This is a genomic window from Hippea alviniae EP5-r, assembly GCF_000420385.1.
Classification (GTDB): Bacteria; Campylobacterota_A; Desulfurellia; order Desulfurellales; family Hippeaceae; genus Hippea; species Hippea alviniae.
In genome coordinates this window covers 502033-522681 of the sequence record NZ_ATUV01000001.1, presented here as the reverse complement: position 1 = coordinate 522681, position 20649 = coordinate 502033, and the positions used below count along the sequence as shown (strand labels likewise).

Annotated in this window: 21 protein-coding genes and 3 tRNA genes; 12 read left to right on the top strand and 12 right to left on the bottom strand. The window is 37.7% G+C overall.

Going from position 1 to position 20649, the window contains the following annotated elements; all coding sequences use genetic code 11:
- The first annotated feature begins 2 nt into the window (after positions 1–2).
- Genes G415_RS0102795 through G415_RS0102755 form a run of 9 tightly spaced genes read left to right on the top strand, consistent with a single transcriptional unit; the run spans position 3 to position 6103 of the window.
- On the top strand, positions 3–980 hold the full coding sequence (locus tag G415_RS0102795) for a 2-hydroxyacid dehydrogenase (RefSeq protein WP_022670069.1): 978 nt from the start codon (positions 3–5) through the stop codon (positions 978–980).
- Positions 962–1231 (top strand): acylphosphatase, encoded by a 270-nt coding sequence (locus tag G415_RS0102790; protein ID WP_022670068.1) that lies wholly within the window; start codon positions 962–964, stop codon positions 1229–1231. The genes G415_RS0102795 and G415_RS0102790 overlap by 19 nt, the downstream gene beginning before the upstream one ends.
- Positions 1222–1776, top strand: coding sequence for a tetratricopeptide repeat protein (locus tag G415_RS0102785; RefSeq protein ID WP_022670067.1), 555 nt, complete (start codon positions 1222–1224; stop codon positions 1774–1776). The genes G415_RS0102790 and G415_RS0102785 overlap by 10 nt, the downstream gene beginning before the upstream one ends.
- Positions 1766–2737: a KpsF/GutQ family sugar-phosphate isomerase gene (locus tag G415_RS0102780; protein WP_022670066.1), complete on the top strand. Its 972-nt coding sequence runs from the start codon at positions 1766–1768 to the stop codon at positions 2735–2737. The genes G415_RS0102785 and G415_RS0102780 overlap by 11 nt, the downstream gene beginning before the upstream one ends.
- Complete coding sequence (locus tag G415_RS0102775) at positions 2738–3259, top strand: KdsC family phosphatase (RefSeq protein WP_022670065.1); 522 nt, start codon at positions 2738–2740, stop codon at positions 3257–3259.
- Positions 3246–3782 carry an LPS export ABC transporter periplasmic protein LptC gene (gene lptC / locus G415_RS0102770; RefSeq protein ID WP_022670064.1) on the top strand — a complete coding sequence of 179 codons (537 nt, stop codon included), beginning with the start codon at positions 3246–3248 and terminating at the stop codon, positions 3780–3782. Before G415_RS0102775 ends, lptC begins: the two co-directional genes overlap by 14 nt.
- A complete protein-coding gene (gene aroA / locus G415_RS0102765; RefSeq protein ID WP_022670063.1) occupies positions 3770–5041 on the top strand; it encodes a 3-phosphoshikimate 1-carboxyvinyltransferase in 1272 nt (423 codons plus the stop codon). The genes lptC and aroA overlap by 13 nt, the downstream gene beginning before the upstream one ends.
- 1 nt (position 5042) lies before the next feature.
- Positions 5043–5237 carry a hypothetical protein gene (locus G415_RS09600; RefSeq protein WP_022670062.1) on the top strand — a complete coding sequence of 65 codons (195 nt, stop codon included), beginning with the start codon at positions 5043–5045 and terminating at the stop codon, positions 5235–5237.
- A gap of 41 nt (positions 5238–5278) precedes the next feature.
- Complete coding sequence (locus tag G415_RS0102755) at positions 5279–6103, top strand: energy transducer TonB (RefSeq protein WP_081639317.1); 825 nt, start codon at positions 5279–5281, stop codon at positions 6101–6103.
- On the opposite strand, the gene queD is transcribed toward G415_RS0102755, so the two are convergent.
- From queD to purH, 10 genes are read right to left on the bottom strand one after another with little or no spacing between them, the layout of a single operon-like run.
- Positions 6100–6477, bottom strand: a complete 378-nt coding sequence (gene queD, locus G415_RS0102750) for a 6-carboxytetrahydropterin synthase QueD (protein ID WP_022670060.1) — start codon at positions 6475–6477, stop codon at positions 6100–6102. The genes G415_RS0102755 and queD overlap by 4 nt on opposite strands.
- Positions 6470–7663 carry a DUF1015 domain-containing protein gene (locus tag G415_RS0102745; protein WP_022670059.1) on the bottom strand — a complete coding sequence of 398 codons (1194 nt, stop codon included), beginning with the start codon at positions 7661–7663 and terminating at the stop codon, positions 6470–6472. Before G415_RS0102745 ends, queD begins: the two co-directional genes overlap by 8 nt.
- A 13-nt stretch (positions 7664–7676) precedes the next feature.
- Positions 7677–8240 carry a tRNA (adenosine(37)-N6)-threonylcarbamoyltransferase complex dimerization subunit type 1 TsaB gene (tsaB, locus tag G415_RS0102740; protein ID WP_022670058.1) on the bottom strand — a complete coding sequence of 188 codons (564 nt, stop codon included), beginning with the start codon at positions 8238–8240 and terminating at the stop codon, positions 7677–7679.
- A 1-nt stretch (position 8241) separates the two neighbouring features.
- Positions 8242–8691, bottom strand: a complete 450-nt coding sequence (locus tag G415_RS0102735) for a hypothetical protein (RefSeq protein ID WP_022670057.1) — start codon at positions 8689–8691, stop codon at positions 8242–8244.
- A gap of 21 nt (positions 8692–8712) precedes the next feature.
- The gene (locus G415_RS0102730) at positions 8713–10722 is read right to left on the bottom strand and encodes an ATP-dependent helicase (protein WP_022670056.1); all 2010 of its coding nucleotides are present in this window, start codon (positions 10720–10722) and stop codon (positions 8713–8715) included.
- Complete coding sequence (locus G415_RS0102725) at positions 10688–12478, bottom strand: chloride channel protein (protein WP_022670055.1); 1791 nt, start codon at positions 12476–12478, stop codon at positions 10688–10690. The genes G415_RS0102730 and G415_RS0102725 overlap by 35 nt, the downstream gene beginning before the upstream one ends.
- Positions 12475–14286, bottom strand: a complete 1812-nt coding sequence (gene glmS, locus G415_RS0102720) for a glutamine--fructose-6-phosphate transaminase (isomerizing) (RefSeq protein WP_022670054.1) — start codon at positions 14284–14286, stop codon at positions 12475–12477. Before glmS ends, G415_RS0102725 begins: the two co-directional genes overlap by 4 nt.
- Before the next feature lie 34 nt (positions 14287–14320).
- Positions 14321–16081, bottom strand: coding sequence for a chloride channel protein (locus tag G415_RS0102715; RefSeq protein WP_022670053.1), 1761 nt, complete (start codon positions 16079–16081; stop codon positions 14321–14323).
- Positions 16082–16084: 3 nt separating this feature from the next.
- The gene (gene glmU / locus G415_RS0102710; protein WP_022670052.1) at positions 16085–17440 is read right to left on the bottom strand and encodes a bifunctional UDP-N-acetylglucosamine diphosphorylase/glucosamine-1-phosphate N-acetyltransferase GlmU; all 1356 of its coding nucleotides are present in this window, start codon (positions 17438–17440) and stop codon (positions 16085–16087) included.
- Between the two features lie 12 nt (positions 17441–17452).
- Complete coding sequence (gene purH, locus G415_RS0102705) at positions 17453–18961, bottom strand: bifunctional phosphoribosylaminoimidazolecarboxamide formyltransferase/IMP cyclohydrolase (protein ID WP_022670051.1); 1509 nt, start codon at positions 18959–18961, stop codon at positions 17453–17455.
- A gap of 151 nt (positions 18962–19112) precedes the next feature.
- On the opposite strand from purH, the gene G415_RS0102700 reads away from it, so the two are divergent.
- From G415_RS0102700 to G415_RS0102690, 3 genes are all read left to right on the top strand, one after another.
- Positions 19113–19188, top strand: a tRNA-Gly gene (locus G415_RS0102700).
- A 25-nt stretch (positions 19189–19213) separates the two neighbouring features.
- Positions 19214–19289: transfer RNA gene (locus tag G415_RS0102695), tRNA-Cys, on the top strand.
- An 11-nt stretch (positions 19290–19300) separates the two neighbouring features.
- A tRNA-Leu gene (locus G415_RS0102690) sits at positions 19301–19388 on the top strand.
- A gap of 74 nt (positions 19389–19462) precedes the next feature.
- Here G415_RS0102690 and G415_RS10630 read toward each other — a convergent pair.
- Positions 19463–20143, bottom strand: coding sequence for a DUF7847 domain-containing protein (locus G415_RS10630; RefSeq protein WP_022670050.1), 681 nt, complete (start codon positions 20141–20143; stop codon positions 19463–19465).
- A gap of 51 nt (positions 20144–20194) precedes the next feature.
- Positions 20195–20644: a precorrin-2 dehydrogenase/sirohydrochlorin ferrochelatase family protein gene (locus G415_RS0102680; RefSeq protein WP_022670049.1), complete on the bottom strand. Its 450-nt coding sequence runs from the start codon at positions 20642–20644 to the stop codon at positions 20195–20197.
- Positions 20645–20649 lie beyond the last annotated feature (5 nt).

Below are 20649 nucleotides of genomic sequence, written 5' to 3'. Positions count from 1 at the left end.
AGATGAAGGTTTTAATAACACGAAGGATACCAGAAAACGGCATAAACATATTAAAGTCAAAATTTGAAGTTATACTGAATAAAGAAAACAGAAACCTAACACATAAAGAGATAAAAGCGCTAAGCAGAGATGTATTTGGCATAGTAAGTATGGTTTCAGATAGAATAGATCAAGAGATTATAGAAAATGCAAAAAATCTAAAAATCATAGCCAATTACGGTGTTGGAATAAACAATGTCGATATAGAAGCTGCAACTAAAAAAGGTATTCTGTTTACAAACACGCCTGATGTTCTAACTCAAGCAACGGCTGAGCTTGGTTTTGCCCTTATTATCTCATTAGCAAGGAATATAACAGCTGCCGATAGATTCGTCAGAGAAGGAAAATTTGTCGGCTTTGACCCTGTGTTGTTTTTGGGTAAAGAGCTATATGAAAAAACAATTGGAATTATAGGAATGGGAAGGATTGGCTCTCAAATAGCAAGAATGTCTCGTTTTGGGTTTAACATGAGAGTCATCTATTACAATAGAAACAGGAACCCTTACGACAATCTCGTTGACGCAGAAAGGGTTGAACTCAAAGAGCTATTAAAAAGAAGCGATGTAATTGTTGTATCTGCTCCGTTAAACGAGAAAAGCAAACACATGTTGTCTTACGATGAGTTTAAACTAATGAAAAACGATGCAATCTTCGTAAACATAGGCAGAGGAGAGATAGTAAACACAGACGCTTTAATAGATAAAGCCCAAAAGAATCCAGACTTTAAAGTCGGCCTTGATGTATATGAAAATGAGCCAAACTTCGACAAAAGACTTTTAAATCTTAAAAACTGCATCCTGCTTCCACATATAGGCTCTGCCACTTTTAAAGCACGAGAGAAAATGGCAGAAATAGTTGCAGAAAATATAGTCAAAGTGTATGAAGGTGAGTGTCCTGATTTTGCAGTTAACGGAGGTCAGCTATGCAATGCAAAAGATTGAAAATAACCGGCGTCGTGCAAGGTGTTGGATATAGAGCATGGGCAAAAAGGCTTGCCGATATGCTTAATGTTAAAGGATATGTTAGAAATATGCCCGATGGCAGTGTTGAGATGGTTGTTTGTGCTGATGAGAAGATAGTGAATGTTATGATAAATGCAGCAAAGAAAGGCCCTGCCGCAAGCGTGGTGAAGAATGTTGAAGCGTTTGATATAGATTTTCAACCTAAAGAGGGGTTTGAAATATGGATGTAAGCAAAAAGAAAACAGAAGAGTTATTGCAATACGGCATAGAGAGTTTTCTAAAAAACAGATTTGATAAGGCAGAGATGTTTTTCTCTTTGGTTTTGTCAAAAGAGCCAACAAACAGGATAGCAAGATTTGGCGTTGTCTGTATAGATGCAATAGAAGATGGCATGATTGAAGCAAAGGATATGTTTAGCGTATTTGTATTTTCGTCAGAAGAGCAACAGAAAGCAATAGAAGAGCTGTTTGAGAAGTATCAAGACGGCTCATCTTATGTTGATGGAGATGTGGATTATCTTTACGACTTGCTATCACTTTACAATGTTAAAGCAACAAGCGTAGGCGAAGACCTTTACCTTTCAAAAGTCGAACCAGACAGAAACAGAGGCGTCAACACAAACATGCTGCTTGGCAGGGTGTATGAGAAGATGGGCGACTATTCAAAGGCGATTGATTATTTAGCAAAAGCCGTAAGAATGAAGCCGTTTGATGAGAATTTAAGAAAAGAGTTGTTTAACATAGTCAACAAGAAGAAAAACAGCGATGAGAAGTAATGTTCTTAACGCCATAGAAGAAGCTGTAAGGATAGAAAAAGATAGTATTGATAGGTTAAGCAAAAGGATAGATGAGTCTTTTTTTAAGGCAGTTGAGATAATAGACAACTGCAAGGGCAGGGTAATTTTCAGCGGGATGGGTAAATCTGGTCTTGTTGCAAAGAAGATATCGTCAACATTCTCAAGTATAGGTATAGCTTCTATATTCGTTCATCCATCAGAAGCAGCACACGGCGATTTGGGAGCAATAAGAAGGGAAGATGTCGCCATTCTCCTTTCAAACTCAGGGACAACTCCAGAGATACTTTTTCTTTTGCCTATGCTTAAACGATTCGGAATACCGATTATCTCAATAGTGGGCAACATAAATTCAGAGCTTGCAAAAAGAAGCGATGTTGTGCTTGACGCGTCGGTAGAAAAAGAAGCAACGCCAGTCAGCCTTGTTCCCACATCATCGACAACTGTTGCGCTCGTCATAGGCGATGCATTGGCTGCAGGTCTCATAGTAAAAAGGGATTTTAAGGAAGAAGACTTTGCCTTCTTTCATCCGGGCGGTTCCATAGGCAAAAAACTTCTTGTCAGGGTTGAAGACTTAATGCACACAGGTAATGAGATACCAACAGTCAATGAAGAGTGTGATTTTAGCTCACTTGTCTATGAGATATCGTCAAAAAGATTGGGCATGACCGTCGTATTAAATAAAAGCGGCAAGCTGACGGGCGTTATAACAGATGGAGACCTAAGAAGGGCTATAGAGAAATACAACGACAGGCTTTTCAAAATAAAGGCAAAAGATATAGCAACAAGAAACCCAAAGGTTATAGATAGATACTCACTTGCCGCAAAGGCTGCAAACATCATGGAGAAACACTCTATAACAAGCCTTGTCGTTATAGATTCAAACAATTGTGTTGAAGGTGTAATTCATCTGCACGATATACTCAAAGCAGGAGTTTTATAAATGGAGATAAAGCTTATTATTATGGATGTTGACGGTGTTCTTACAGATGGCAGAATTATATTAGACGACAACGGAATAGAATACAAGTTCTTTGATGTCAAAGATGGGCATATCTTTCATATCATAAAGGGTTTTGGTATAAAACTTGCCTTTTTAAGCGGCAGATACTCAAAAGTAACTCAAATAAGAGCAGAACAGTTAGAAGTTGACGACTGTTTCCAAAATCAGCACAACAAATTAGATGCATTTAAAGAGCTTAAAAACAAATATAAACTATCAAACGATGAGATAGCATACATAGGCGATGATGTCATCGACATACCACCTATGATATTAGCAGGTTTTTCTGCCTGTCCATCAGACGCACACGAAGAAGTGAAAAAGGTCAGCGATTACATATCAAAATACGAAGGCGGCAGGGGAGCAGTAAGAGACATCATCGAATACATAATGAAACAGCAGGGATTGTGGGATAAGATGATGGAGAAATACCTGCTCTTAGACAGATATGATATCGTTTAAGAAACTTACACTTCTTGTTGGCTATCTTGCTTTTTTTCTATTTTTTGGAGTCTTGGCGTTTCTGTTTTTGGGCTTTGTTCAGCGTGAAGTTGCACCACAGCAGAAGGTAAGGTTTGAAGTCAAAGAGAAGGCAAAGGGCGTTGATTTATGGAGAGTTGCAAATAACAAGCGATATCATCTCATCGCAGCTGATATGATTAAAAGAAAAGATGGCGTTATAGAGCTGTTTAAACCAAACCTGTGGATAATAGAGAAGAACAAACCCGATGTTTACATAAAGTCTGACAAGGCTTATGTCTATCCCAACAACAGTGTTCTGGCAAAAGGCAATGTTTATTTAAAAAGGGAAGATTTAAACATAAAAGGCTCTGATGTATTTTACAACAGCAAAGATTCAACCTTATCAAGCAAAAATGCCTTCAATGGGTTCAACAAAAAGTCAAAATTCAAGGGAGAATCGTTTGTTTACCTGATTAACAGCGACATTCTAAAGGCAAAAAGGGTGGATATATGGCTAAAGTAAAACGAATAAGGCCTGCTTCGGATAAATCCATATCACACAGGGCTGTAATATTCTCGTCAATCTCAAAAGGAAGGGTCAAGATAAGCAACATGCTCTTTTCTGACGATACGCTAAGGACAATAAAAGCCATGCAGTCTATTGGCGTCGAGATAGAGATATCATCAAAGCATGTAATCGTAAATGGAGCAGGTAAATACTCCCTGAAAGAGCCAAACAATGTTATAGACATGGGAAATTCTGGCACTTCTGCAAGACTCATCAGTGGACTTTTATCAGCTCAAAACTTCTTTAGCGTAATAACGGGTGATGAATCGTTAAGAAAAAGGCCTATGGGAAGGGTGGTAAAACCACTCTCTCAGATGGGTGCAACAATACTCGCACGAAACAACAACCTTCTGCCTATGGCTATAAAGGGCACAAACCCAACAACTGGAATCATCTATAAAAGCCCTGTTGCATCTGCTCAGGTTAAATCAGCTATTCTGCTTGCAGGGTTATACTCTCATGATACAGTTAGAATCGAAGAGCCGTATAAATCACGAGACCATTCAGAAAACATGCTTAAAGCATTCGGCGTTGATGTTATCGTTGACAAAAACAGCATAGAGCTTGGGAGAAATAGGGAACTTACTGGTGATTTTAGCATAAATGTTCCAGCTGATATCTCATCTGCCGCTTTCTTTATGGTTTATGCGGCACTTAAGGAGAATTCAGAGATAATCTTAAGCGATGTCGTCCTAAACCCGACAAGAAGCGGCATACTGCGTGTATTTGACATGGCTTCGGTTGATTATGAAATTATAAACGAAAGAGTTGAAAACTTTGAAAAGGTTGGTGATATTCTCGTTAGACACACAAAGGAACTGTCTCCATTTACGATTGAAGGTGAGCTTATACCAACGCTGATTGATGAGATACCTATACTTTCAATCCTTGCCGTGTTCTGCGACGGTGCGAGTTATATAAGGAATGCATCAGAGTTAAGAAAAAAAGAGAGTGATAGGATTGCCGCCATCTGCACAAATCTAAGAAGGGTGGGTGTTGAAGTTGAAGAGTTTGAAGATGGTTTTGCAATAAAAGGCGACAGAAACATAAAACTAAGACCTGCCGTCATCGATACGCAGTTTGACCATAGAATAGCAATGAGCTTTTCAATCTTGAAAGCTGTGAGCGGCGTCGATATAAATATCTCAGAGACAAAATCTATCTCAGTAAGCTATCCAAACTTTTTAGACCATTTAAGTTATGTGAGCCTGTAAGATGACTTTAATTTTTGGTTTTATAGTAAGCATCATAGGAATAGCTTACATGGTATATGCAAAAAAGAGCACAAGACTATCGTTTGCCATAAGCGGTGCCGCATTAACGGTTGTAAGCTTTGTTCCTTTGAAGTTTTTTTACATTGTTGGCATCTCTGTTATTCTGATTCTTTTCCCATTCTTTGCAGAGTTTTAGTCAATCTTGTAATTTTTTAAGCTTTTTTATATCTTCTTGCGATGAGCAAATTCAAACGATTCTTGTGGATAGGTTTTTTTATATCTCTTTTACTACATCTTTCTCTCTTTCTGCTTTTTGTTGACTTATTTAAAATTGAAACGCCACAAAAACCAAAAGAGAAAAAACCCATTATTGTTGACATAATAACACTGCCAAAGCAGAAAGAGAAACCAAAGATAAAGGAAAAACACAAGATTGCTGCAAATATCTCAAGAAAAGGCTCATCCAAAATATACTCAAAAGAAGAGAAACTGCCCTTCGGCTCAAACAAACCAAAAACTATAGGCACAAAACCTTCAAAACAGAAAGAGAAAACCGTATCGAAAAAGAGAGTCAAACCATCACTAACGGGCAAAACAAAAGCAGAAGTAAAAAGAGAGAAAAAACCAAGCTTAGTTAAGATAAAAGGCGGATTGTTTAAAACAATACCAAAAAGCGGTTTTACTGCGGGCAAATCAAAGGAGTATAAGTCTAAAAATGTAAAAAGAGAAGCAACCGTAAGCATAGGCACTCAATCAATAAAATACGCATCATACATGCAACATATAAAACACAAGATTCAAAATGTATGGATATATCCACAAGAAGCGATACAGACGGGTCAGCAGGGCAGGTTGTTAATCCTATTTAGTATAGGCAAAGATGGTTCTTTGGTTAAACTAAAGCTTTTAAGGTCAAGTGGTTATCCACTGCTTGACAAGGCAGCACTGCAGGCTGTTAAAGATGCTGCACCATTTCCACCACTGCCAAAAAGGTTTGGTGTTGATGTTTTAAACATATATGCAACTTTTGAATATACCTTAGGTTATTATTTTATCTATTAATCTTCAAAATATGTTGCCTTGGCTTTTAAGGATTCAAAAACACTTACCTTCGATGGTTTGCAGCTTCTGTTTCTGTTTTTTAGCTTCTCTTTTAGCTCTTCATAAATGTATTTTGCTATCATCTCGCTTGTTGGGTTTGTTTTATCAAAATAGTTTATGTCGTTTAGGTATCTATGGTCTAATTTATCAACTATCTCTGCAACTATTGATTTAAGCACCTTGAAATCTATCGCTATGTATGCATCGTCTAACTCTTTACATACAACACTCACTTCAACGATGAAGTTGTGTCCGTGTAAATTCTCACATGCACCGTTGTAATTCTTAAGCCTGTGGGCAGCTGCAAAATCCGTTGTTATTGTAATCTCAAACATCTCTGCATCCTTCAATACTCTTGAAGTGATATCCAACAAGGCCAGATGGTATCTTTGGATGGAAAAATGTCGATTTTTGTGGAACTGTTAAGCCCTTGTTTGTAATCTCAACAAGTTCTTCAAAACTCATAGGCTTTAAAACAAACCCTAACCTTGCCTTCTTTGAGTTTACAAGCTCAATAAGTTCGTCTTTTGAGTGGGCATATCCTGCAACACGCTGATTTTTGATATCTTTATCTGTTAGATTTAAAATCTTCTTGTAAATGTAATCTTCAAATATGCTTACATCTAATCTCTTTAACAAGTCAGAAGGCTTGTTCTCTTTAAATCTTAAATAGACAAACCCTTCTCCATCATACATGGCAAAATCCCAATTGCCGTCATCTTCAGAATATATTACAAAATATCTTTTAAGCTCAGTTAAAAAGGCATCAAAATCATCGATCTTCTTTACGAGTCTGTGAATGGGATTTAGGCTTAAACCACCCGTTTGTGCATCTAACAGGAGAATCATGATATAGTCAAAACCGCCTTCTTTTATACCCTGTTTGTTGTAATACTCTTTAATCATTAAAGCTGTCTCATACCTGTGGTGTCCATCGGCTATGATTATTGATTCACTCTTCAATGCATTCTGAATTGTTCTAATCTGGTCTTTATCCGTTATCCTTGCTATTCTATGCTTTATATTCTCAAACTCTTCTTCAAAGAACGACTCTCTGTCAATGTTTAATATCTCTTCTATCTCTTTGTTGTGGTTGTATAAACCCATTATCGGGCAGAACATGGCGTTTGTCTTTGTTATAAGGTTAAACCTATCTATCTTTGGGCCTTTGAGCGTCTTTTCGTGCGGTTTTACAGAACCGCCAAACTCTTCAACCTTAAGAGCAGCTATAAATCCATTCAACCTTATATTTTTACCTTCAAACTCATAATCGCACTGATAGGAGTAAAAACAACACTGCTCATCAAACTTCAAAACTCCATCGTTCAACCATTTACTCAGCGTCTCTTTTGCTTTATCGTATGAGTCTGGAAGCGTGAGTCTTACTATGTTAAATGGACTTTTCTCTTTAAGCATCTTTTTCTCTTTGTCGTTTATAACATCGTAAGGTGGCGCCATTATCTCTTCTTTCGCATAGTCTCTATCATACACAACGCCTTTGAATGGAAAAACTTCTGCCATCAGTTTCACTCCTTTAATAGAATGGATTTAAAGCAAACAGCTCAACCTTTTCAAAAAATTGCTCCAATTCTAACACATGCTTTGTCTTTGGAAATAGCTTAACATCCGTGCTTCTTATTATGGGTAAGCCTGTATCATTTACATCTTCTTCTGTGCCCTTTTTTATCTGTGATACTCTTTTTAGTTGGCCACTTTTTCTCTCGTAATCGCAGTAATAGGCTTCTTTTGAGAAAAAATCACCAATAACCCTAAACATCTCAATATCGCAAACCGAAGCCGCCGTGATATCCAAACTATTCAAACTAAAGACACTGATACTTTTTTGAAAAAACAAACCTTTAAGTGTTGATATAACAACCCTTATCGATGTGTATCTGCCAGGACCCACAACACAGAAAAGCGTATCTATATCGCCAAGAGATATGTCAAGCTGTTTGAGAACTGTATCTATCACATCAACAAGCTGTTTTGAGTGTGTCTTTTTGCTTTTTAGAAACAGAGAATAGACAAGCTCTCCTTCTTTGTTAAACAGACTTATATCCAAAAAATTGCCACTTCCGTCAACTGCAAGCTGCATCTTACTGCTGTGGCGGTGGCTGTGGTGGTGTAAAATGTATAGGTGGAATAAGTATTGGTGCAAGGCCCATTCTCAAAAGAGAGTTTTGAACCAACTCTCTAAAGTAAGGCCACGAATCTATCAAGACAGTTGATTGTGCAAATATATCGAACACTTCATCGTCTATAGGCCCACCTGTCTGAAAATCCAACAGAAATGTGGCTTCAATATTGACAAACACATCGTTCTCGTCTTCTTTGTTTGCTATCTTGAGCGTATAATCCTGAAAAACCCTTACGAAATTATCACCCAACACCTGATAGTATGAATTTTTATCAATATAGACCTTCTGAGTATCTGGTGATACATCCAGCTTCTCATCATCAAATTCGCAATTGAGTTTTTTTAGTCTAATGTTTATCATTGCCAGATTTTGATTGAACTGATTAAATCTCTCTTCCAAACTTGCCATAAAGTTTACCTCCAACTATTTTTAAAGCAACATTAGATTCCTATCTCTCGGCAGAATCTTTTTTATCTGATTATCACCAAATTTTACAAGCAGAAAATCACTATCCTTGCTCAATATTACACCTTCTCCAAAAATGGAGTGTTTTACCTTATCGCCTCTTTTTAGCTCTTCTGGGTTTTTTCTGTTCTCGTTTAGCTCTTTTAAAAACCTTGAAGGTTTCGTATATGAGTATTGAGCAGATTTTTTTCTTGCCTGAGCGTATGTGATAAACAGGTTCGTTTTGGCTCGGGTTATAGCAACATAAAATAACCTGCGTTCTTCTTCTATATCAAGCTCACTCTGTTTTAATCCTTCGTTTGGGAACAATCCTTCTTCCAACCCAACGACAAAAACAGAGTTGAACTCAAGGCCCTTTGCAGCGTGTATCGTCATAAGCTTTACACTCTCTGTCTCCTTCTCAAGGTCGCTTGAGTAATCCAGCAGAGACAAGCCTTCCAAAAACTCATCCAAGCTATCCAAAGAGCCGCTGTTTTTAAGCTCCATAACATTTTCAATTCTATCAGAATTTGCTTTATCTTCAAGATGATTTTTATAGCCGCTTACACTCAAAATCTCATCGATTATCAAATCAACCCTTTTTGTTGTATCAACAGCATCAAAGATACTTAAAAAATCGCCCAAAGCCTTTTTCTGCTTTGCCGCCAAAAGATTGTCATCAATCAATCTCTTGCTTGCTTCAAACAGTGAAATATTATCTTCTTCTGCTCTTTTTTGTATCTTTTCAATGAGCTTTGCACCTATGCCGCGCGGGTGAGAGTTTATAGCCCTTAAAAACGATACATTATCGTCTCTGTTTACCAGAAGCCTTAAGTATGCGAGTATATCCTTTATCTCTTTTCTCTCTAAGAATCTCTTTGAGCCTATTATATTGTAAGGTATGGAGTATCTTATCAACGCTTCTTCAATTGCCCTTGATTGGGAGTTTGTTCTATATAAAACGGCAATATCAGAAAGACTTTCGCCGTTTTCTCTCAAAATAAGTATTTTTCTTGCTACGAAGTCTGCTTCGTCTGAATCCGTTGGCAAGCCTTTAATAGTAATCCTGCCGCCTGTTTTATCTGAGTATAGCTGTTTTTCGTTTCTGAAGCTGTTTTTTGATATGAGCGTATTTGCTATGTTTAAAATCTCCTGAGCCGACCTGTAATTTTTCTGAAGCTTTACTATTTTGCAGTTATCGTAATCCTTATCAAACTTCATTATGTTTTCTACTTCTGCCCCTCTAAAGCTGTAAATGGACTGATCTTCATCACCAACAGCACAAACCCTGTTTAACCCGTTATACAACAACCTAACCATCAGGTATTGCGGGTAATTCGTATCTTGATACTCATCGATAAATATGTATTTAAATCTATTGGAGTATTTCTCTCTTATTTCGCTGTTATTCTCAAGCAGGTCAATGGTTTTTAATATGATGTTATCAAAATCAACGGCATTTGCTTTTTTTAGCTCTTCTTCATAACTCTTATAAACACTTTTCAATATCTTATCAAAAGGTCTTGTTATCTCTATATCTTCAGGCTTCTTCAGTTTCAACTTAAACAGCGATATCTTGCTTAAGAAAGAGCGTGGTGTGTATTTTTTTGAATCTATGTTTAATCGTTTCAATATCTCTTTTATCAGAGATTCCGAATCCTTTGTGTCGTATATTGTCGGTTTTATGCCTTCGTTTCTCAAAATCCTTAAAGCTATAGAATGAAATGTGCCTATCCACATGCTCGATGATGAGCTGCCTATGAGTTTTTCTATACGCTCTCTCATCTCGCCAGCTGCCTTATTCGTGAATGTCAAGGCAAGTATCTGGTGCGGTTTTGCCAAACCTTCGTTTAGTATGTATGCTATCTTGTGTGTTAATGTTTTTGTCTTGCCGCTGCCTGCACCGGCAATTATAAGAAGATTGCAATCACAGGTTATTACGGCCTGCTTCTGTTCTTCGTTAAGTGGATTGATTATGTAATTGCTCTGTTGCATCGTTGTATGCCTTTATTATATCCCTTCTCGTAATTATGCCCACAACTTTGCCGTTCTGGTCTAATACCGGAACTGTATTTATCTCCTTAAAGCCTATCTTGTGGAGCAGGGTGTTTAGGTTTTCCATTTCAGTTGTTGTAACAACATCCTTATTTGCCACATCTTCAGCAACAAGAAAGTCCGCTATCTCACTTTCACCAAGAATAGATTTAAGCACATGCAAGGTTACTATCCCTTGAAGCTTGTCATTCTCATCAAGAACAGGTATATCCGTCTGCTTTGCATCAGATAGAATCTCATAAATCTTAGCCAAATTGGTCGAGTTGTTTACGCTGATAAAATCTTTCTTCATTAGATCCTTAACCTTTATACCTTCTAAAACATCACGGACATATTCGTATTTATGAATGGGTGAGTGAGCCCTGTTTTTAACCTGATGTCTCTCTATGCTGTATCTTGTTGTCAGAAGAAAACTTATGGCAACAACCCACATAGACGGGACTATAAGCTCATAATTACCTGTTATTTCTGCAACTACAATAATGATGGAAAGCGGTGTTTTGTTTGTTGCGGCAAAAAAACCAGCCATACCAACAATGGCAAATGATGCAGGATTTACAACCATAGACGGTGCTATGGTTTTTAAAAGCCCGCCTATTCCACCACCTATAGCCGTGCCTATAACAAGCGTTGGGGCAAACAAGCCAACGGAGTTTCCACTTCCCAATGTTACAGATGTTGTTATCATCCTAACAAATCCAAGCAGAAGCAGAATTGTAAAACTTGTCTTGTTTAAAAACGCATTCTGCATGATGCCGTATCCCATACCAGCACTGTTCGGCAATAAAAAAGCAAACAAACCAACTATAAACCCGCCAAGAGCCGTCTTTATATACAAGGGCGTTTTTAGTTTCTCAAATGTATCTGCCGTCGTATTGAATATGTTTATAAAAAGAATAGCACTTATTGCACAGATGAAGGCAAGGATAGTGTACGAGATAAGCTCTATCGGGTTGTGAAACATTAGTGGCGGCGTTGAGAACATATGAACCCAACCAAACTTAGCAGAGAATATAGAGTATGCTATAATTGACGAGATTGCAGCAGGAAGCAGAGCTTCATACTCAAAATCGATATCTTTATATAGAACCTCGGATGCATAGATTGCAGCACCCATCGGACTTCTAAAGATTGCGCCAACACCACCTGCAAGTCCTGCAAGCATCAGTATGCGTTTCTCTTTGTCTGTTAAATGGAATAACCTTCCTATCTGATAACCAAAACCTGCACCAATTTGTGCCGCTGGTCCTTCCCTTCCGCCTGCACCACCAACACCCAAAGAGATTACAGACACCAAAAGTTTCACAAATGGCACCCTTTTTCTTATCGGTTTGTTGTTGTGGTAAGCTTTTACAACTTCTCCGGTGCCACCACCTTTTGTCTCTTCTGCAAGCAACTGCATAAGCAAACCGCTTAGAAATCCACCAACAGTTATAACTATAAGAAATATCACCCTATTAAAAGGCTTATGCACAAGAGGAATAAGCGGTTCTTCATTTGTCGGATGAGTAAGTGGAAATCCAGCAAGGTGATTCATAACCATCACACTTGTTAAATCAAGCAGCACAAAAAACACTATAGCCCCAAGTCCAGCTAATACACCTACAATAGAAGCATATATAAGCATCTTGCTTGTTTGCGAATGTTTTAGATTCTTTATAATAAAGCCAATCTCTGAAAATATAGATACTTTCATTCTACCGTAACGCTTTTTGCCAAGTTTCTTGGTTGGTCTATATCATTACCCAAGAATAGGGCTATGTAATATGCCAAAAGTTGCAACGGAACGACAAATGTAAACGGCAAAAACTCATAGTCTATCTCGGGCATCTTTACGGTTTCATCAGCCAAAGGGCTGACTTTGTCGCTTATGAGTATAATCTTACCCATTCTCGATTTTATCTCTTCGCAGTTCGACAGACTTTTTGAGTATAAAGGCTCTAAAGAGTGGGCAACAATAACCGTTGGTGTCTTCTCATCAATTAAAGCGATAGGGCCATGTTTCATCTCACCAGCTGGATATCCTTCTGCATGGATATAGGATATCTCTTTTAGCTTCAAAGCACCTTCCAATGCTATAGGATAGTTTAGGCCTCTGCCTAAGTAGAGAAAGTTTTTATAAATATGGTAATCTTTTGCTATCTGTTTTGTTTTTGGTTCTGTTAATTCAAATGCTTCCTTGATTTTTGATGGGATTTTAAGCAGATACTTTGCTTTATCCCTTGTGTCTTTACCTTTCAGGCTACCGATATAGAATGCAAGAAGATACAAAACCGCTAACTGACTGACAAAAGCTTTTGTTGAAGCAACGCTTATCTCTGGACCTGCAAGCGTATAAATACAATGGTCAGATATACGGGCTATAGCACTCTCTTTAACATTGACTATCGAGACTGTCTTTATTCCCTTATCTCTTGCCATTTTTAAGGGTTCTTTTGTATCTGCTGTTTCTCCAGATTGAGATATGGCAATAAACAGATTGTTCTTTGAATAGATATAGTCATAATATCTGAATTCGCTGCCTATCTCAACATCAACCTTAACGCCTGTGTATTTCTCAAGAATTGGCTTTGCAGACAATCCTGCATAATAACTCGTTCCACAAGCAACAATCGTTATTCTATCTATGTTTTTTAGAAAATCTGTTTCAGCTTTGAGCTCATCGAGAATCACATTACCATCTTCATCTATCCTTGATTGAATTGTATTCCTTACGGCTTCATCTTCTTCTGCAATCTCTTTTATCATGAAATGCTTATAGCCACCCTTTTGAGCCTTTTCCTTTGACCACTCTATCTTCTCTGTATTCCTTTTAACTCTATTTAAGTTTGCATCGAATATCTCAAAATCACCTTTGTTTATTATTGCTATGTCGCCATCATTTAAGAATATAAACTCGTTTGTGTATTCAATGAGAGCCGTAACATCGCTTGCTATAAATGTTTCACCATTTGACACGCCAATGACAAGTGGGCTCTCATGCTTTGCAATCATTATATAATCATCTGTTTCACTTATAGATGCAATAGCAAAGCTGCCCTTTAATCTCTTTACTGCTTCAACAAAAGCATCTTTAAAACCCATTCCTTCTTTTAAATAGAACTCAACAAGAATAGCTATCGTCTCTGTGTCTGTGTCTGTTTGCTTTTTAAACCCTTTACTTTTTAAAAATGCCTCAATCTCTCTGTAATTCTCAATAATACCGTTGTGAACTAATGCCACATTTTCGGTTGTATGTGGATGGGCATTCTTCGTGTTCGGCATACCATGAGTTGCCCAGCGCGTATGACCTATACCAACAGTCGCTGAAGTGTCTATCTTGCTCTCTGTGATTAGTGTTATTAAATCTATGATTTTACCCTTTGTTTTTATCGTTTGAATACCGTTTTGCGTCTTTAAAGAGATACCAGCAGAATCATACCCCCTATACTCTAAGGATTTCAAGCCTTCAAGAAGTATAGGAAGGGCTTTTTTGTCTCCTGAATATCCAACAATTCCACACATCGCCTGCTCCTTATAGCACTTTTTCTCTTATCTTTCAAACATTCTTGTAAATTTCTTCTTGAATTTCAGAGTATTTCTTGATTATGTCAGTTCTTTTCACAACACCTATAACCCTATCTTTATAACGAATATCAACAACAGGTATTGTATTTATCTCTTTAAAACCTATCTTGTGCATAAGAGTATGAAGATTCTCATCTACTGTTGTAGTTATGAGTCTCGTATTTGCAACATCTTCAGCTATCAATATGTTTGGTATCTCACTCTCTGCCAGCATAGACTTTAAAACCCTCATTGTTATTATGCCTCTCAACCTGTCGCTTCTGTCGATAACAAGTAAATCTTCATCCTGAATTTCGGAGAGCAGCGAGAATATCTTATCTATAGGTGCATCTGGCAGAACATAGTGAAAATCCTTTTTCAAAATATCTTGAACCTTTATCTCTTCAAGCATGTCTCTTGCAAACTCAATTCTGTGGGCATCTGACAATTTTCTATTTTTTTCTTGCTTCTCATATATCGTCCATTTCTGAGCAATGATATAGCTGATAGTTGCAGACCAGATAGCAGGCACAATCAAATGGTAATTACCCGTCATCTCAGTAACCATTACAATAGTTGAAAACGGCGTATTGGCTGCAGCAGAGAAAAAACTAACCATTCCAACCAGAACAAATGCTGCTGGCTGGCTAACAAGTATAGCGGATACATAATGCAGAGCAAGACCAACAGCACCGCCCAAAGAGCCACCTATAACCATAGAAGGCCCAAACACACCCGCACTTCCACCACTTGATATTGTAAACGAAGTTGCAAACACCTTCAAAAACGCAACAAGGATAAGAAGCTGAATGGTTGCCGTCCCATCAATAGCACCCTGAATAACACCATAACCCGTTGATATAGCCTGCGGCACTGCTATTCCAATAAGCCCAACTATAAAACCACCAATAGCAGGTTTTATATGTGGAACTATTGGTATCTTTTTGAATATATCCCTTACCCTGTAAAACACCTTTATATAAAAAATGGCAAAAACACCAGAGACAACAGCTAAAACAGCATAAGAAATTAGCTCAACAGGATTTGTAAACTCAAAAACGGGAGTGAAAAAAAGCGGTTTCCAGCCAAAAAACATACTAAATATAGAGTATGCAACGATAGAAGCAACAACAGTATATATAAATACTTCACCTTCCATCTCTGGCTCTTTGTAAAGCACTTCGCTTGCAAATATAGCGCCAGCCATAGGAGCATGAAATATGGCACCAACGCCAGCACCCATACCGCTTGCAAGCAGGATTCTTCTCTCTTTTGCCGATAAATTTAGCTTTGTTGCAAAAAATGAGCCAAAACCTGCACCTATTTGAGCTATAGGACCTTCTCTTCCACCCGAGCCACCACTACCAAGCGTTATGGCAGATGCTATCATTTTAACAATTGGAACAATTGGTTTTATTATGCCATTTTTTCTATGATATGCTTCTATTGCAGCATCCGTTCCGTGTCCTTCGGCTTCTGGTGCAAATGTGTAAACCAAAATACCAGACAACAGCCCGCCAACTGTTGTTATCAAAACAAGCAGAAAAGGAGAAAACTCCTTATGAATTTGCCTAAATAGTACAGGTTCACCCTTTGGTTCATGTATTGGATATCCTGCTATATTATGCAGAAGATTGATGCTGAAAAAATGCGTTGTAACAAGGAACGATACAGCACCTATACCCGTTATAACACCAACTATGGTTGCATAAAACAGCAATTTGCCCTGTTTTAGGGCATCTTCCGAAAGCATTAATTAAGATTTTTTATCTTCTTTGAGTTTCTTCTCCATTGCTTTTCTGTATTTCTTTACCCATCCCGGTTTGTTAACCTGTGGTGTGCGTGAGATGGCAAGAGAGAAGGCTTCCACATCCTTCGTTACAGTTGTTCCAGCAGCTATTAAAGCGTCATGCTCGACCTTAACAGGTGCAACAAGCTGAACATCAGAGCCTATAAACACTCTATCACCTATAATCGTTTGATTCTTTCTGTATCCGTCGTAATTACATGTTATTGTCCCACATCCGACATTTACATCTTCTCCGATTTCTGCATCGCCAAGATATGTTAGATGGCTTGCCTTTGTCCCTTTTCCTATCCTTGCTTTCTTTGTTTCAACAAAATTTCCTATTCTTACATATTTATCAAGCTCACTAAACGGCCTTAGATGTGCAAATGGACCTATTTCACAACAATCTCCTATAATGCTTTCTTCTATAACGCTGTAGGGTTTTATATGAACATTATCTTTTATTACAGAATTCTCTATTACAGAACCATTCTCTATTATGCAACCTTTACCTATTTTTGTTTTGCCACGCAGATGAACATTGGGATATATAATCGTATCTTCACCAATTTCAACATCATAATTCACATATGTATTATCACTGTCAACAAATGTAACATATTCAAACCTATCTATAATACGCCTTTGAATAATCTTTCTTGCTTCCTGAAGCTGCTTTCTCGTATTTACACCAAGTATATTTTCAAAATCGACGACCATTGTATCAACACTATCAAGAAATGATATTATATCTGTAAGATAATACTCGCCTGTGAGCTGGTTCTCTTCTATCTTTGGCAAGGCTTCTTTAGCTTTTTTGGTTTTAAACAGATAGATACCGCTGTTTATCTCTTTTATCTTTTTTGTCTCTTCATCTGCATTCTTCTCTTCAACAATCTCTATGCAGTTATCCTTTCTAACAATCCTGCCATATCCTTTGGGATTATCCAAAACAGCAGTAAGTATAACAGCATCTAAATTGTTTAACTTCATAAGTGCCCTTGCAGCTTCTATATCATCTCTATCTATTAACGGCATATCACCATTTACAACGACAAACTCATCATCTTCTATGTAATCTATAGCACTTTTTAAGGCGTCGGCTGTGCCTTTCTGTTCCTTTTGCACATGAACCTTAGCATTAGGAAACATCTCTTGAAGTGTCTCTTTACTTGATTGATTGGAAACTATGTGAATTTTATAACTCTTAAGTGCATTAACGACATAAAAAATCATAGGTTTGCCACATATACTGTGAAATATCTTACTTGTTTTTGACCTCATTCTTGTTGACTTACCAGCAGCTAAAATAACAGCTTCCATAATTCCCCCTTCTTAGTGTCTAAAGTGCCTTGTATGTGTGAATATTAACGCTACATCGTGCTCATCTGCTGCTTCTATCGACTCTTTATCCCTTATAGAACCACCAGGCTCAACTATCGCTTCAACACCCAAGCCTGCAGCAAAATCAACACTATCCCTAAATGGGAAAAAGCCATCAGATGCCATAACAGAGCCTTTCAAATCTATATTCAACTCTTTAGCCCTTGCAGCTGCGAATTTTGCCGAGTCTATTCTTGATGTTTGACCACCACCAATCGCCTTTGTCATACCATCCTTAGCATACACGATGGCATTGGATTTGGTGAATTTGGCAACAAAGAACGCAAACTCAAGGTCTTTGAGCTGCTCTTCTGTCGGCTGTTTTTTACTAACAACTTCGTATTTAAACTCACTCAAAGCATCGTTTTGCTGAATCAGATAGCCACCAACGACAGTTCTTATCTCCCAGAATTCACTTTTTACCTTTGGAACCTTTATAACTCTTAAATTCTTTTTTGTTTTCAGTATCTCCAAAGCCTTCTCGTCGTAATCAAAAGCAACAACAACTTCGTAAAATCTTTCAGCTATCCTTTTTGCAAGCTCTTCGTTAACAGTCGTATTTATGCCTATTATCCCGCCAAATGCACTTACAGGATCACAAGCCAAAGCATTCCCATAAGCCTTTAAAACATCTTCATTTTCAGCAACACCGCACGGCGTATTGTGTTTTATGATAGTACACATTGTATTTTCTCTTTCAAGCATCATCCTGTATGCAACATCTATGTCCAGAATGTTATTGTATGAGAGCTCCTTGCCATTAAGCTGAATAAGGTCTGCCAAACCTTCAAACAGCGGATTTTTAGCAAAAAATGCTTCCTGATGCGGATTTTCTCCGTATCTTAACCTGTTTAAAATTTTCAACGATATAGAATTATTGAAAAACGAGAATCTATTTTCTGATAACTTATCAACAATTACGCCGTCGTAGTACGATGTCAAAGAGAAAACCTTTAAAGCCATTCTCTTTCTGAAGTCTTCATCTATCTTGTCAAAGTTCTCCATAACTGCCTTATAGTCGTCTGGATCTGAGACAACAAGCACATGCCTATAATTCTTCGCTGCAGCTCTAAGAAGTGTAGGCCCACCAATATCTATATTCTCTATAAGCTTATCTAAATCATCCGTTGATAGAGCCGTTTCTTCAAACGGATAAAGATTAACCACAACTATATCGATTGAAAAAGCACCAAGACTATTAACAGTCTCTACATGCTCATTATCGTCTCTTTTGAAAAGGATACCAGCATGAACAAGCGGATGAAGTGTCTTTACCCTGCCACCCAAAATCTCCTTTGAAGATGTGTAATCTTCTATGAAAATTACATCAACGCCGTTATCTTTAAGCAGTCTGCCTGTTAAACCTGTCGATAATATCCTATAGCCCTTATCCTGAAGGAATTTAGCAAAATCAACAACACCCTTTTTGTCTGAAACACTAATAAGCGCCGCTTTTTCCATCTTGCCTCCTTAAATCTTGTTTTTATTAAATGTATTTTAATTAAATTTCTTTGTCAAGAAACAGTGGATTTTCAGTTTCTATAAGGATTTTTAGCAGTGTAATTTTTTTATTGACAAATGGGCGATTTTGACTATCATAAGCACTGCAAGAGCGGGAATAGCTCAGTTGGTAGAGCACGACCTTGCCAAGGTCGGGGTCGCGGGTTCGAGTCCCGTTTCCCGCTCCATTTTTATTTATGCTGAAATCAACAAGGCGGCATAGCCAAGCTGGCTAAGGCACGGGTCTGCAAAACCCTGATCCCCGGTTCGAGTCCGGGTGCCGCCTCCATTTTTTATTCAGCCGGGGTGGCGGAATTGGTAGACGCAAGGGACTTAAAATCCCTTGGAGCCATGCTCCGTGCGGGTTCGATTCCCGCCCCCGGCACCAGCTTGAATCCCAATTTTGTAATCAGTAAATTTTAGCTTTAATAAGGTGGTTATATTTACAAACACTTATAAAGGTTATTGGTGGCTGAATTCCGTCTCTTTATCTTTGAGCTCTATGTATATCAAAGTAAAGCTAACATTTGCGAATACGACGCTGAACATTTGGGCTAATATTCCACCAAACAGTGGAACGAATTTTAAAACTGTAGAGATTAACATATCGATAATGATTACAGCCAAAAAACAGATAAACACTTCGCCGAAGTTGTCTTTTACAAGATTAAAGCTTCCTTTTATAGATTCTCCTATCTCTTTTTCTGAGAGCAAGATTTCCTGAAGTGTGAACATAAAAAACAGCAAAGCTATAAAACCGGGAATCACAAACAGAGCGAAACCGATGCTTACGACGATGCTTACCAACAGAGAAGCCAAAATTACAGCTCCTATTCTGTTCATAACTTCTGAAAAGCTCGTGCTTAAATTTGCTCTGCCGCTTTCTTCTTTCTCATAAGTCATATAGATAACTAACGAACCTGATATGACGGATAAAAAGAAGGAGAAAAAAGAGAACAGAAAGGCAATCAGATACGCTGTGGGTTTTGTAGGCGGATGGTTTATCAAGATGTTTGCACTCATACCAATACCAAAAACAATGGCAACAGAGAACAGAATAAGAAATACAAGCAATGGAGGAACAAACAACACAAGTTCTTCAAACATATAGTTAAATGTCTTTTTTAGAAAGTAAAAGTTCATACTCTTTCTCCAAGTTTTAATCTAAGTTATTTTAAAATATATAATTTTACATTAAAAATCAATACTTTTTAGAGCCTTTAGAAGCTTTTCTTTGAATTCTTTGCTTTTTGATGGGTTTTTGCCCTGCGTCGAGATAGCTATTACAATATCTCCAAACTTTATCGTAGCCGAGGTAAAAAAGTCGCACTCATTTTGGTTATCTGCAACATTAACGGGAATAGAGAGCTCTTTTGCTTTTAAAAATAGAGTGTGGTTTAGTTTTCTATCGTTTGTGCAGATAAAGATAAAGTCGTAATCAGCTGTTATATCTGAGATTGAAGCTTTCTTTTTTACCAATTTAACAGGCAGACTGTAAAACCCATCTTCAAAGTCTAAAGAGATAATTGTCATGTTGGGTTTTGTTAAAGACAAAATGGATTTTACCTTTCTTAAAGCAACTTTACCTGCTCCAAAGACTAAAATATTTCTGCCACTAAACTTGAAAAATAAGGGATAGCACATGCTTT